General features: G+C 69.7%; 13 protein-coding genes and 1 tRNA gene. 3 read left to right on the top strand and 11 right to left on the bottom strand.

Features of this window, described 5'->3' with window-relative positions:
- Positions 1-43 precede the first annotated feature (43 nt).
- Positions 44-829, top strand: a complete 786-nt coding sequence (locus AB0J57_RS15605; protein ID WP_366128670.1) for a response regulator transcription factor — start codon at positions 44-46, stop codon at positions 827-829.
- Here AB0J57_RS15605 and tamR read toward each other — a convergent pair.
- On the bottom strand, positions 788-1,285 hold the full coding sequence (gene tamR, locus AB0J57_RS15600) for a MarR family transcriptional regulator TamR (protein ID WP_073757514.1): 498 nt from the start codon (positions 1,283-1,285) through the stop codon (positions 788-790). The two genes, AB0J57_RS15605 and tamR, sit on opposite strands and share 42 nt — an antisense overlap.
- Before the next feature lie 131 nt (positions 1,286-1,416).
- Here tamR and AB0J57_RS15595 point away from each other — a divergent pair, with 131 nt between their 5' ends.
- Positions 1,417-2,256 carry a trans-aconitate 2-methyltransferase gene (locus AB0J57_RS15595; RefSeq protein ID WP_366128669.1) on the top strand — a complete coding sequence of 280 codons (840 nt, stop codon included), beginning with the start codon at positions 1,417-1,419 and terminating at the stop codon, positions 2,254-2,256.
- Between the two features lie 106 nt (positions 2,257-2,362).
- On the opposite strand, the gene AB0J57_RS15590 is transcribed toward AB0J57_RS15595, so the two are convergent.
- A complete protein-coding gene (locus AB0J57_RS15590; RefSeq protein ID WP_366128668.1) occupies positions 2,363-3,040 on the bottom strand; it encodes a TetR/AcrR family transcriptional regulator in 678 nt (225 codons plus the stop codon).
- Complete coding sequence (locus tag AB0J57_RS15585) at positions 3,037-4,023, bottom strand: fatty acid desaturase (RefSeq protein WP_366128666.1); 987 nt, start codon at positions 4,021-4,023, stop codon at positions 3,037-3,039. Before AB0J57_RS15585 ends, AB0J57_RS15590 begins: the two co-directional genes overlap by 4 nt.
- A 214-nt stretch (positions 4,024-4,237) precedes the next feature.
- Here AB0J57_RS15585 and ppc point away from each other — a divergent pair, with 214 nt between their 5' ends.
- Positions 4,238-6,967 carry a phosphoenolpyruvate carboxylase gene (gene ppc / locus AB0J57_RS15580; RefSeq protein WP_366128665.1) on the top strand — a complete coding sequence of 910 codons (2,730 nt, stop codon included), beginning with the start codon at positions 4,238-4,240 and terminating at the stop codon, positions 6,965-6,967.
- 67 nt (positions 6,968-7,034) lie between these two features.
- Here ppc and AB0J57_RS15575 read toward each other — a convergent pair whose 3' ends face one another.
- The 8 genes from AB0J57_RS15575 to AB0J57_RS15540 all read right to left on the bottom strand — a co-directional run bounded on the left by AB0J57_RS15575 (position 7,035) and on the right by AB0J57_RS15540 (position 13,513).
- Positions 7,035-7,733, bottom strand: coding sequence for a hypothetical protein (locus AB0J57_RS15575; RefSeq protein WP_366128664.1), 699 nt, complete (start codon positions 7,731-7,733; stop codon positions 7,035-7,037).
- A gap of 145 nt (positions 7,734-7,878) precedes the next feature.
- Entirely contained in the window at positions 7,879-8,346 is a 468-nt protein-coding gene (locus tag AB0J57_RS15570) for a hypothetical protein (protein ID WP_366128663.1), read from the bottom strand.
- Positions 8,347-8,400: 54 nt separating this feature from the next.
- Complete coding sequence (gene pth / locus AB0J57_RS15565; protein WP_366128662.1) at positions 8,401-8,997, bottom strand: aminoacyl-tRNA hydrolase; 597 nt, start codon at positions 8,995-8,997, stop codon at positions 8,401-8,403.
- An 84-nt stretch (positions 8,998-9,081) separates the two neighbouring features.
- A complete protein-coding gene (locus AB0J57_RS15560; RefSeq protein ID WP_366128661.1) occupies positions 9,082-9,675 on the bottom strand; it encodes a 50S ribosomal protein L25/general stress protein Ctc in 594 nt (197 codons plus the stop codon).
- Positions 9,676-9,883: 208 nt separating this feature from the next.
- Positions 9,884-10,861 carry a ribose-phosphate diphosphokinase gene (locus tag AB0J57_RS15555; protein WP_366128660.1) on the bottom strand — a complete coding sequence of 326 codons (978 nt, stop codon included), beginning with the start codon at positions 10,859-10,861 and terminating at the stop codon, positions 9,884-9,886.
- Between the two features lie 108 nt (positions 10,862-10,969).
- Entirely contained in the window at positions 10,970-12,421 is a 1,452-nt protein-coding gene (gene glmU, locus AB0J57_RS15550; protein ID WP_366128659.1) for a bifunctional UDP-N-acetylglucosamine diphosphorylase/glucosamine-1-phosphate N-acetyltransferase GlmU, read from the bottom strand.
- A 143-nt stretch (positions 12,422-12,564) separates the two neighbouring features.
- A tRNA-Gln gene (locus AB0J57_RS15545) sits at positions 12,565-12,638 on the bottom strand.
- An 8-nt stretch (positions 12,639-12,646) separates the two neighbouring features.
- A complete protein-coding gene (locus AB0J57_RS15540; RefSeq protein WP_366128658.1) occupies positions 12,647-13,513 on the bottom strand; it encodes a hypothetical protein in 867 nt (288 codons plus the stop codon).
- Between the last annotated feature and the right edge of the window lie 151 nt (positions 13,514-13,664).

Raw genomic sequence — 13,664 nt, 5'->3', positions numbered from 1 at the left:
GGCTCCGGGCGCCGTACCCGTAGCTGCTCAGCTTCCTCGACACATGGGGGTGTCAGTGGTCCGTATCCGGGTTCTGGTGGTGGACGACCACCGCATCTTCGCCGAGTCGCTCGCCGCCGCTCTGGCGGCCGAGCCCGACGTGGACGTCGCGGCGGCCGGCAGCGGCCCCGCCGCGATGCGCTGCCTGGACCGGGCGACGGCCGAGGGCCGCAGGTTCGACGTGCTGCTCATCGACGCCGACCTGGGCACCGCGGCCGCTCCGGCGGTCGCCCGCGCCGTGCCGGACAACGGCGAGGGCGTGGTGGACGGCATCTCGCTGGTCGCCGGGGTCCGGGAGGGCCGCCCCGAGGTGCGTACGGTCGTGCTGGCCGAGAAGGACGACCCGCGCCGGGCCGCGCTCGCCCTCCAGTCCGGTGCCTCGGGCTGGGTCGCCAAGGACTGCTCGCTCCAGCGGCTGCTGACGGTCATACGGGGAGTGCTGCGCGACGAGACGCACCTGCCGCCCGCGCTGCTCACCGGGGTGCTGCGGGAGCTGACGGCCGCGCGCAAGCACCGCACCGAGAGCGAGCGGCTGGTGGAGTCGCTCACCCCGCGCGAGCGGGAGGTGCTGCGCTGCATGGTGGCGGGCCTGGGCCGCAAGGCGGTCGCCGAGCGGCTGTTCCTGTCCCCGCACACGGTGCGTACGCACATGCAGAACGTGCTGGGGAAGCTGGGCGTGCACTCCACGCTGGCGGCGGTGGCGCTGGCCCGCCGGGCGGGTGTGGGGCCGGCCGAGACGGGGCCGGCCTTAGCCGGGGATGTTGTCGAACGGGGCGGTCAGTTGGCGTAGCAGCGCGGCCAGTTCGGCGCGCTGGGCGCGGGACAGCTCCGCGAGGATGGCGCGCTCCTGGGCGAGGAGCCCGGCGAGGGCCTGGTCGGCGCGGTCGCGGCCCTCGGGGGTGAGGCGGACCAGGACGCCGCGCCGGTCACTGGGGTCGGGCAGCCGCTCGACGAGGCCCTTCTTGGCGAGCCGGTCGATGCGGTTGGTCATGGTGCCGGAGGTGACCAGCGTCTGGGTGAGCAGTTGGCCGGGGGAGAGCTGGTAAGGTGCGCCGGCGCGGCGCAGCGACGTCAGGACGTCGAACTCCCAGGGCTCCAGGTTGTGCTCGGAGAAGGCGAGGCGTCGGGCCCGGTCGAGGTGGCGGGCCAGCCTGGAGACGCGGCTGAGCACCTCGAGCGGTTCCACGTCGAGGTCGGGGCGCTCGCGGCGCCATGCAGCGACCAGTCGGTCGACCTCGTCCTCCATGGCGATCAGTGTAGGGGATCTGTCGACGTGAAGTCTCTTGACGTCAAGAAATATTCGGCTGGACCATTGGGCATGACGGGGCCGGGACTCTGTTCCGCTTCGGTACTACGTTCCAGCAAGGGGGCTCGAACATGTATTCCGCACCAACCTGGGATCCACAGCAGTACCTGCGCCACTCCTCGCACCGCACGCGACCGTTCCTCGACCTGCTCGCCCGGATACCGGAACTGCCGGCCATCCTGGAGGGCCGCTCTCCCCGCATCGCCGACCTCGGCTGCGGCCCCGGCAATGTCACCGCCCTGCTCGCCGACCGCTGGCCCGGTGCGCGCATCACCGGCTTCGACCTCTCGCCCGAGATGCTGGAACAGGCGAAGAAGACATACGCCGGCACCACCGACGGCGGCGGCTGGCTCGATTTCCGCCCGGCCGACGCCGCGCACTGGACGCCGGACGAACCTTACGACCTGATCATCTCCAACGCGGCGCTCCAATGGGTGCCCAACCACCCGGAGTCGTTCCCCGTCTGGACCCAGGGGCTCGTCCCGGGCGGAACGCTCGCTTTCCAGGTGCCCGCCAACTTCACCTCGCCCAGCCACGCGCTGCTGGGCGAACTGTGCGAGACCCCGCAGTGGCGGGCCCGCCTCACGGGTCACGGCCGCCGCTTCGTCCACATCCTGGACGCCGCCGACTACCTCACGCGGCTGGCCGACCTCGGCCTGGCCGTGGATGTGTGGGAGACGGTCTACTCCCAGCTCCTCCAGGGCGAGGACCCGGTCCTCGACTGGGTCAAGGGCACCGCGCTGCGGCCGGTCCTGACCGCCCTCGACGGCGACGACGAGGCGGTCGCCGAATTCCTGGCCCAATACCGTGACCTGCTGCGCAAGGCCTATCCGCCCGGCCCGCACGGCACGGTCTTCCCGTTCCGCCGCATCTTCGCGGTCGCCACCAGGGGCCAGGAGGCGAAGGGGTGACGCCCCACTTAACGGCGATACCCGCCATACGCCCGTGCCGGGGCGCGCCACGCGGCCGCGCCGCGCCCCGGCACAGGTCCGCTCGGCTCTTGCGGGTTGTTGCTTCTCAGCTCTTGCGGTGGCCTATCAGCCGGGGCTTCTGCTCCAGGCCGTCCAGGCCGTGCCAGGCCAGGTTCACCAGGTGGGCCGCCACCTCCGCCTTCTTCGGCTTGCGGGCGTCCAGCCACCACTGGCCGGTCAGGGCCACCATGCCCACCAGCGCCTGGGCGTAGAGCGGGGCCAGCTTCGGGTCGAAGCCCCGCGCTTTGAACTCCAGGCCCAGGATGTCCTCCACCTGCGTGGCGATGTCCGAGATCAGCGACGCGAACGTGCCCGTGGACTGCGCCACCGGCGAGTCCCGCACCAGGATGCGGAAGCCGTCCGTGTACGTCTCGATGTAGTCCAGCAGCGCGAACGCGGCCTGCTCCAGCAGCTCGCGCGGGTGCCCGGCGGTCAGGGCGCCGGTCACCATGTCGAGGAGCTGGCGCATCTCGCGGTCCACGACGACCGCGTACAGGCCCTCCTTGCCGCCGAAGTGCTCGTACACCACCGGCTTCGAAACGCCCGCCTTCGCGGCGATCTCCTCCACCGACGTGCCCTCGAAGCCCCGCTCGGCGAAGAGCGTGCGGCCGATGTCGAGCAGTTGCTGCCGGCGCTCCGCGCCCGTCATCCGGACCCGGCGCCCGCGCCTGGGTTTGTCGCTGCTGCTGGTGCTACTGCCGTCGATCGCCACACTGTCCATCATGCCGCGTTCGCGGCGTGGTCCTGGCGGCGGGCTTCGATCCGCGACTCGCTCGGCCAGCGCACGTCGTAGGCCCAGCCCAGCATCTCGAACCAGCGGATCAGGCGGGCGCTGGAGTCGATCTGCCCCCGCATCACCCCGTGACGTGCACACGTCGGGTCCGCGTGGTGCAGGTTGTGCCACGACTCACCGCACGACAGCACAGCCAGCCACCAGACGTTGCCGGAGCGGTCCCGCGACTTGAACGGCCGCTTGCCCACCGCGTGGCAGATGGAGTTGATCGACCACGTGACGTGGTGCAGCAGCGCCACCCGCACCAGCGAGCCCCAGAAGAACGCCGTGAAGGCGCCCCACCACGACATGGTGACCAGACCGCCCACCAGCGGCGGGATCGCCAGCGACACGACCGTCCACAGCACGAACTGGCGCGAGATCCGGCGGATCGCCGGGTCCTTGATCAGATCCGGTGCGTACTTGTGCTGCGGCGTCTGCTCCTCGTCGAACATCCAGCCGATGTGCGCCCACCACAGGCCCTTCATCAGCGCCGGCACGGTCTCACCGAACCGCCACGGCGAGTGCGGGTCACCCTCCGCGTCCGAGAACTTGTGGTGCTTGCGGTGGTCCGCCACCCAGCGCACCAGCGGCCCCTCCACCGCCAGCGACCCCATGATCGCCAGCGCGATGCGCAGCGGCCGCTTCGCCTTGAACGAACCGTGCGTGAAGTAACGGTGGAAACCGATCGTGATGCCGTGGCAGCCGATGTAGTACATCGCCACCAGCAGCCCCAGATCCAGCCAGCTCACGCCCCAGCCCCATGCCAGCGGCACCGCCGCGAGCAGGGCCAGGAAGGGCACCGTGATGAACAGCAGCAGCGTGATCTGCTCGATCGAGCGCTTGCTGTCCCCGCCGAGTGTGGCGGAGGGCAGGTCCGGGGAGGGGGAAGCGGCGGGATCCGAGGTTTCGAGCACGTCGGAGCTTGTGGTCATGGGTGTCCCCTGGGGGCTGAGGGATACAACGGAAGCTGTGGCTACGGTCCCGTAACCTACGGCGACGTAAGTATGGCAGCGGTTGGGCGCCGGGCAAGAGGGCTGGCGACGGCGCCGCCGGGCGGGACACCTATCCTGGGTGTCGTCGGACAGCGCGGTCCGCAGCCTCCAGTACCCCTCCAGACGTGCTCAAACACTGCAAGGAGCCGCACCTGTGAGCAGTGCCGACCAGACCCCCACCGCCAGCGCCGAGCTGCGCGCCGACATCCGCCGACTGGGCGACCTGCTGGGCGAGACGCTCGTACGGCAGGAAGGACCCGAGCTCCTGGAGCTCGTCGAGAAGGTCCGCCGCCTCACGCGCGAGAACGGCGAGGCCGCCGCCGAGCTGCTCGGCGACACCGACCTGGAGACCGCCGCCAAGCTGGTGCGCGCCTTCTCCACGTACTTCCACCTGGCCAACGTCACCGAGCAGGTGCACCGAGGCAAGGAGCTGCGCGAGAAGCGCGCCGCCGAGGGCGGCCTGCTCGCCCGCACCGCCGACATGCTCAAGGACGGCGACCCCGAGCACGTACGCGAGACGGTCAAGCACCTCAACGTCCGCCCCGTCTTCACCGCGCACCCCACCGAGGCCGCGCGACGCTCCGTGCTCAACAAGCTCCGCCGCGTCGCCGAGCTGCTGGAGACCCCGGTCATCGCCTCCGACCGGCGCCGCCACGACCTGCGCCTGGCCGAGTCCATCGACCTCATCTGGCAGACCGACGAACTGCGCGTCGTACGCCCCGAGCCGACCGACGAGGCCCGCAACGCCATCTACTACCTCGACGAGCTGCACGCCAATGCCGTCGGCGACGTCCTGGAGGACCTCGCCGCCGAGCTGGAGCGCGTCGGCGTCGAGCTGCCCGCCGGCACCCGCCCCCTCACCTTCGGCACCTGGATCGGCGGCGACCGCGACGGCAACCCCAACGTCACCCCCGCCGTCACCTGGGACGTGCTGATCCTCCAGCACGAGCACGGCATCACCGACGCCATCGAGCTGATCGACCACCTGCGCAGCCAGCTCTCCAACTCCATCCGGTACGCCGGCGCCACCCAGGAACTCCTCGACTCCCTCCAGCAGGACCTGGACCGGCTCCCCGAGATCAGCCCCCGCTACAAGCGCCTCAACGCCGAGGAGCCCTACCGGCTCAAGGCCACCTGCATCCGGCAGAAGCTGATCAACACCCGCGAACGCCTCGCCAAGGGCACCCCGCACCAGGAAGGCCGCGACTACCTCGGCACCGCCGAGCTGATCCAGGACCTCACCCTGATCCAGACGTCCCTGCGCGAGCACCGCGGCGGCCTGTTCGCCGACGGCCGCATGGACCGCACCATCCGCACCCTGACCGCGTTCGGCCTCCAGCTCGCCACCATGGACGTCCGCGAGCACGCCGACGCCCACCACCACGCCCTCGGCCAGCTCTTCGACCGCCTCGGCGAGGAATCCTGGCGGTACGCGGACATGCCGCGCGACTACCGGCAGAAGCTGCTCGCCAAGGAGCTGCGCTCCCGCCGCCCGCTCGCGCCCACGCCCGCCCCGCTCGACGCGGCCGGCACCAAGACCCTCGGCGTCTTCCACACCGTCAAGGAAGCCTTCGAGCGGTTCGGACCCGAGGTCATCGAGTCCTACATCATCTCCATGTGCCAGGGCGCCGACGACGTCTTCGCCGCCGCCGTCCTCGCCCGCGAGGCCGGACTCATCGACCTGCACGCCGGCTGGGCCAAGATCGGCATCGTGCCGCTCCTGGAGACCACCGACGAGCTCAAGGCCGCCGACGTCATCCTCAACGACATGCTCGCCGACCCGTCGTACCGCAGGCTGGTCTCGCTGCGCGGTGACGTCCAGGAGGTCATGCTCGGCTACTCCGACTCCTCCAAGTTCGGCGGCATCACCACCAGCCAGTGGGAGATCCACCGCGCCCAGCGCCGGCTGCGCGACGTCGCCCACCGCTACGGCGTGCGCCTCCGCCTCTTCCACGGCCGCGGCGGCACCGTCGGCCGAGGCGGCGGCCCCTCCCACGACGCGATCCTCGCCCAGCCCTGGGGCACCCTGGAGGGCGAGATCAAGGTCACCGAGCAGGGCGAGGTCATCTCCGACAAGTACCTGATCCCCTCCCTGGCCCGGGAGAACCTGGAGCTCACGGTGGCGGCGACGCTCCAGGCGTCCGCCCTGCACACCGCGCCCCGCCAGTCCGACGAGGCCCTCGCCCGCTGGGACGCGGCCATGGACACCGTCTCCGACGCCGCACACACCGCGTACCGCAAGCTGGTCGAGGACCCCGACCTGCCGACGTACTTCCTCGCCTCCACGCCGGTCGACCAGCTCGCCGACCTGCACCTCGGCTCCCGTCCCTCCCGCCGCCCCGGCTCGGGCGTCTCGCTCGACGGACTGCGCGCCATCCCATGGGTCTTCGGCTGGACCCAGTCGCGGCAGATCGTCCCCGGCTGGTACGGAGTCGGCTCCGGCCTCAAGGCCCTGCGCGAGGCCGGCCTCGACGCCGTACTCGACGAGATGTACGAGCAGTGGCACTTCTTCCGCAACTTCCTGTCCAACGTCGAGATGACCCTCGCCAAGACGGACCTGCGGATCGCCCGCCACTACGTCGAAACCCTCGTCCCGGAGAACCTCCGGCACGTCTTCGACGACATCGAGGCCGAGCACGACCTCACGGTCAGCGAGGTGCTGCGCGTGACGGGCGGTGAGCAACTGCTCGACTCCAACCCGGTCCTCCAGCAGACCTTCGCCATCCGCGACGCCTACCTGGACCCGATCTCCTACCTCCAGGTCGCGCTGCTCGCCCGCCAGCGGGCCGCCGCCGAGCGCGGCGAGGAGCCCGACCCGCTGCTCGCCCGGGCCCTGCTGCTCACGGTCAACGGCGTGGCGGCCGGCCTGCGCAACACCGGCTGACACGCGCGGACAGACGAAGGGGGCGCCCGCAACCACCGGGCGCCCCCTTCAACGCGTCATACGCCGGTCAGGGCTGCTTCTTGGCCCTGCCCAGGCGGGACACGAGGTAGCCGCCGCCCACGACGAGCGCCGCCGCGATGCCGGCGAGGATGCCGACCGGGGCGGAGCTGCCGGTCTCGGCGAGGTCGCCCTCGGCGGAGCCGTTCGCGGCGGGAGCACCGGCAGCGGCCGGGGCGGACGAGGCGGGTGACGTGCCGTCGGTCTGGGCGGAGGGCTTGGCGGCGGACGGCTCGGCGGAGGGCCGCTCGCCCGGCTGGGACGCGCCCGGCTCGGCGCCGCCGGGCTCGTGACCGCCCGGTTCCGCGTCGCACGCCGACCAGAAGACCTTCTGCTTGGCACGGCCGTTCTCGCCGTCGAAGTTCCAGAACAGCTTGTAGTGCCCGTCGGGCAGGGTCAGGTCGTCGGTGCGTCCGTGCCCCGACCCGTCGAGCGTCAGCGAACCGGACTCGACCGTCTCACCCTTGACGTCCGCCGTCGGAGCCCAGGACTCGATGTGCCACTCCACCTGCTGGCCGGCGTCGAAGCCGAAGGCGTCGAGGTAGAAGGTGCAGACGTGCGGTTCGTTCTTGTGGAGCTCCTCGCCGGTGGAGGCATCGTGGATCTTGACGGTGCCGTTGTCGCCCTTCGTGGCGAGAGCGGATGGGGCGAACACCAGTGAGCAGGCCGCAGCCGCCACCAGCACGCCGGAGAGAGTAAGAGTGCGCATGGATAGTCCAACGAGAGAGGGGGGCCGTGGGGGGCGGCTGAAGCTTCTTGTGACTCCACAACGGCGTCAAGACACCGGACGCCGCATACCCGATCATCCGCATAACGATTGGGTGAATCCCTCATTCCGCTACCGGTGGCGACGGTCAGAGTGCGAAGAACGTCCCCACCAGCAGCGCCCCGCCCACCGACGCCGACACCCACGCCAGCCTGGGCAACCGCATCCCGCCACCGATCACCAGCGCCGCCAGCAACAACGCCCCGCCCAGCGGCAACCACGCGTGCAGCCCGCCCGGCCACCCCGTACGCACCAGCTCCGTCGTGTCCGGCTTCACCACGACCGGATAACGGCCACCCTCCCGCACCGCCACCGAATGGTCGATCGTCATGTCCGTACGCGGCCCCCCGGGGCCCTCCGGGTCGTACCGCCCCGTACAGACGTCCGCCGAACACCCCGTGACCGTCAGCGTGCCGTGCTCACGGCCCTTCGACAGCAGGACATGCTGCGCCGTACCCCACGACGCCCACGTCCCCGCCACCACAAGCAGCAGCGCCACCAGCGCCATGGCGGCACCGCGGGCGTACGGGAGGGCTGAAGTCCGCTTCTTGCTCATGGGGCGCGATCCTCTGGCACATGACCGCACCCGGTCAATCCCGGTCCCGGACGGTCAGGAGTTGTACGCCGACTGCGCCCGCTCCAGGCCCTCCGTCACCAGGCACTCCACCGCGTCGGCCGCCCGGTCCACGAAGTAGTCCAGCTCCTTGCGCTCCGCCGACGAGAAGTCCTTCAGCACGAAGTCCGCGACCTGCATCCGGCCCGGCGGACGCCCGATCCCGAACCGCACCCGGTGGTAGTCCGCGCCCATCGCCTTCGTCATCGACTTCAGACCGTTGTGGCCGTTGTCGCCGCCACCCAGCTTCAGTCGCAGCGCCCCGTAATCGATGTCCAGCTCGTCATGGACCGCCACGATGTGCGCGGTGGGCACCTTGTAGAAGTCCCGCAGCGCCGTGACCGGACCGCCGGACAGGTTCATGTACGACATCGGCTTGGCCAGGATCACCCGCCGGTTCGCCGGCCCAGGAGGCCCGATACGGCCCTCCACCACCTGCGCCTGCGCCTTCTGCGCCCGCTTGAACTTCCCGCCGATCCGCTCCGAGAGGAGGTCGGCCACCATGAACCCGACGTTGTGCCGGTTCGCGGCGTACTCCGGCCCCGGGTTGCCCAGACCCACGATGAGCCAGGGGGCGCTGGCGTCGGTCGTCATGTCCTTACGTCTCCTCGCCTACGAACAGGGAAACGGGGTGGCGGGCCGCAGCCCGCCACCCCGTCAAGCGGTGCCCGGAAGGGCTCAGGCCTCGGCGGCCTCTTCGCCCTCTTCGCCCTCGGCGGCCGGCTCCTCGGCCTGCGCGGCCAGGACCTGGAGGACGACAGTGTCCTCCTCGACGGCCAGCGAGACGCCGTTCGGGAGCTGGATGTCCTTCGCCAGGACGGAGGCGCCGACCTCCAGGCCCTCGACGGAGACGGTCAGCGACTCGGGGATGTGGGTGGCCTCGGCCTCGACCGGAAGCGCGTTCAGCACGTGCTCCAGCAGGTTGCCGCCCGGGGCCAGCTCGCCCTCGGCGACGACCGGGATCTCGACCGTGACCTGCTCGCCACGCTTGACGAGCTGGAGGTCGACGTGCTCCAGGAAGCCCTTCAGCGGGTCGCGCTGCACGTCCTTCGGGATGGCCAGCTCGTTGGACTTGCCGTCGATGTCCAGGGAGATCAGGACGTTCGGCGTACGCAGCGCCAGCAGCAGCTCGTGGCCCGGCAGCGTCAGGTGGATCGGGTCCGAACCGTGGCCGTAGAGAACACCCGGAACCTGGTTCGCGCGACGGATGCGACGGGCGGCACCCTTGCCGAACTCGGTGCGGGTCTGAGCGGTGAGCTTCACCTCGGACATATGCACTCCTCGTAAGAGATCAGACGAATCAACGGTCGTGGTCACCCGGCCACGACTGGACTTGGCCTGCTACGAAGAGCGCGTCGATAACGGACCGCCGCACCTCAGTCGGTGCGGCCTCCCTCGCCGAGCAACTACACCAGTCTAACCGAAAGCGAAAGACCGCCCCGACCGGTGTGGTCGGGGCGGCCCATCACCAGCTTTCCGGTCAGCCCTGCTCCTCGAAGAGGCTCGTCACCGAACCGTCCTCGAAGACCTCGCGCACCGCGCGGGCGATCGTGGGAGCCATCGACAGCACCGTGATCTTGTCCAGCTCCAGCTCACCCGGCGTCGGCAGGGTATTCGTCAGCACGAACTCGCTGACCTTGGAGTTCTTCAGCCGGTCGGCCGCCGGGCCGGACAGGATGCCGTGCGTCGCGGTGACGATGACGTCCTCGGCACCATTGGCGAACAACGCCTCCGCCGCGGCGCAGATCGTGCCACCCGTGTCGATCATGTCGTCGACCAGGACACACACCCGGCCCCTGACCTCACCGACCACCTCGTGGACCGTCACCTGGTTCGCGACGTCCTTGTCCCGGCGCTTGTGCACGATCGCCAGCGGCGCGTCCAGCCGGTCGCACCAGCGGTCGGCGACGCGGACGCGGCCGGCGTCCGGGGAGACGACCGTCAGCTTGTTGCGGTCGACCTTGGCACCCACGTAGTCGGCCAGCACCGGCAGCGCCGACAGGTGGTCCACCGGACCGTCGAAGAAGCCCTGGATCTGGTCCGTGTGCAGGTCGACCGTGAGGATGCGGTCGGCGCCCGCGCACTTCAGCATGTCCGCGATCAGACGGGCCGAGATCGGCTCACGGCCACGGTGCTTCTTGTCCTGCCGGGCGTAGCCGTACGACGGGATGATCACGGTGATGCTCCGGGCCGAGGCCCGCTTCAGAGCATCGATCATGATCAACTGCTCCATGATCCACTTGTTGATGGGAGCCGTGTGGCTCTGCATCAGGAAGCAGTCCGCACCACGGGCCGACTCCTGGAAGCGGACGTAGATCTCACCGTTGGCGAAATCGAACGCCTTCGTCGGCACGAGGCCGACACCCAACTGGTGCGCAACCTCCTCGGCCAGCTCGGGGTGGGCGCGGCCGGAGAAGAGCATCAGCTTCTTCTCGCCGGTCGTCTTGATCCCGGTCACAGCACTGTCTCCTCAGACGTGTTCTCTGGCCGCGACCACTTTCGCGCGAACCAGCCGAATTTGTGTGCACGTATCACGGTACGCCGAGTTCGACGCACCTGTTTCCGGTCAGTCCTCGCCGGAGCCCTGCTCCGAGGCCGCCGCAGCCGCCTGCGCCGCCGCGCTGCCCGGCCGCTTCCGAGCCACCCAACCCTCGATATTCCGCTGCTGGCCACGGGCGACAGCGAGCGAACCGGGCGGCACGTCCTTGGTGATCACGGAGCCGGCAGCGGTGTACGCACCGTCCCCGACCGTGACAGGCGCCACAAACATGTTGTCCGAGCCGGTACGGCAGTGCGACCCGATCGTCGTGTGGTGCTTGCTCTCGCCGTCGTAGTTCACGAACACGCTCGCGGCGCCGATGTTCGAGTACTCGCCGATCGTCGCGTCCCCGACGTACGACAGGTGCGGAACCTTCGAACCCTCGCCCACGCGCGCGTTCTTCATCTCCACGTACGTACCGGCCTTCGACTTCGGGCCCAGCAGCGTCCCCGGACGCAGGTACGCGTACGGACCCACCGTCGCGCCCTCACCGACGTCCGCGCGGTCCGCCACCGTGTTGTCCACCCGGGCACCCACGCCCACCCTGGTGTCCTTCAGCCGGCTGTTCGGCCCCACCTCGGCGTCCTCGGCCAGATGCGTCGACCCCAGCAGGATCGTGTTCGGGTGGACCACCACGTCCCGCTCGAACGTCACCGTGGCGTCCACGAAGACGGACGCCGGGTCGACGACCGTCACGCCGCCCATCATGGCCCGCTCCAGCAACCGCTGGTTCAGCAGCGCCCGCGCCTCGGCCAACTGCACCCGGTTGTTGATCCCCAGGATCTCCCGGTGATCCCCCGCCACCGACGCACCGACCCGGTGCCCGGCCTCGCGCAGGATGCCCAGCACGTCCGTGAGGTACTCCTCACCCTGGCTGTTGTCCGTCCGCACCTTGCCCAGCGCGTCCGCCAGCAGGTGCCCGTCGAACGCGAACACCCCGGAGTTGATCTCCCGGATCGCCCGCTGCGCGTCCGTCGCGTCCTTGTGCTCCACGATCGCCGTGACGGCGTCGGTCTCCGGGTCCCTGATGATCCGCCCGTACCCGGTCGAATCCGGCACCTCGGCGGTCAGGACGGTCACGGCGTTGCCGTCCGCCGCGTGCGTCTCCGCCAGCGCGGTCAGCGTCTCGCCGGACAGCAGCGGAGTGTCACCGCACACCACGACGACGGTCCCGTCCAGCGCCTCGCCCCCCAGCTCCTCCAGGGCCATCCGCACGGCGTGACCGGTGCCGTTCTGCTCGTACTGCACGGCGGTACGGGTACCGGCGTAGTGCTCGTCCAGGTGCGCGGTCACCTGCTCGCGGGCATGCCCGACGACGACACACAGGTGCGCGGGGTCCAGCTCGCGTGCCGCCGAGACGACGTGTCCGACGAGCGAGCGCCCGCAGATCTGATGCAGGACCTTGGGGGTCTTCGACTTCATGCGGGTGCCCTCACCCGCTGCGAGGACGACGACGGCTGCCGGGCGGTTGGCGCTCACGGGAATGCCCTTCGGCTTCGGGTGGTGGACACCCGCAGGATACCGGGGGGTTTCGCGGCGGAAATGAGGGCGGGGGGCTGTGGGAACGAGAGCGGGTCCTGACTGTGCAGTCAGGACCCGAACTAAGATGCTTCGCAGCGTTGCTCCCCCGCAAGGATTCGAACCTTGTCCTGCCAGAACCAAAATCTGGTGTGCTGCCGGGTTACACCACGGGGGACTGGCTGCTCAGACCATACCCGAGACGCGGCCCCGTGCGGCATTGATACCTGACCACCAACCCTCGATGCGGCAGTACAGGTCGGCGCTTCCTTTGACTTGGATCACGAGGCACCCGTAGTAGTCGTCACCCACGTTCTTCCGGACGGTCTTGGGGTTGTGCTTCTTCAACGTGGTCTTCTGCAACCACGCTACGTCCACGCTGACGAGGTCTGCCCAGTAGCGCTCGGCACTCTCGACGTCTGCCGTTTCGTGGATCATGACCCTGTACTGAATCCGGTGGCGCTCCACCCCCAGTAGGTCGAGCCAGGCCAGGTAGGTCAAGATCATGTCCGGATCGCTGTTCACGAAGATCGCTCGCTCACGGCGTGCGTACGGCTTGCTCTTCTGGCCTTCAGCCCAGTAAAGCCCCACGCCGATCAGGAACAGCTCCCTGTCGGTCAGGTTGCCGATCTCCTGGTGCGCCGCCCTCTTGATGGCTTCGCGTTCTTCGTCCTGCGCTGCTCTGAGCCTCTTGAGCCCGGCGTTCATGAGCGCCCGCTGTTCTTCGGGCGTGTAGCGGGGCGCGGGCTTCGGTAGGTCCCTCACCCACAGTGAGATCGAACTCTTTGAGCAGCCCAGCTCCACCTGGATCTGGTCGTAGGTCATGCCCTGGAGGCGCAGCTCGCGGGCCTTCTCGCGGAGGTCGTCCTTGGCGTTGGGGCGCTTCGTCCAGTCCGGGGGTGGTTCTCCCTTCACGAGGCGGTTGAGGATGTCGTTGTTGTGGACGCCCAGGCGGTCGCGGATCTGGCGGAGGCTGAGGCCTTCTCGGCGCAGGGCGACGGCCTGGGCGCGCAGGCCTTCGAAGTCGGCGTACTTGCCGGTGGCGGTTGTCACGTGGACAGGTTCGTCCGGAATGCGGACGTCCGGGTCGAATGTGTGGGCGATTCACGTGTTCGAGGGATCAACGTACGTTTCGCATGCGGATCGTCACGGTTTGTGCTGCCGGACTCCCCGGAAATTGAGTCGCGCCCGCCCGTAGGCTGGA

The sequence above is a fragment of the Streptomyces sp. NPDC049837 genome (genome assembly GCF_040674455.1).
Lineage (GTDB): Bacteria > Actinomycetota > Actinomycetes > Streptomycetales > Streptomycetaceae > Streptomyces.
This window is presented reverse-complemented; position numbering and strand designations above follow the sequence as displayed.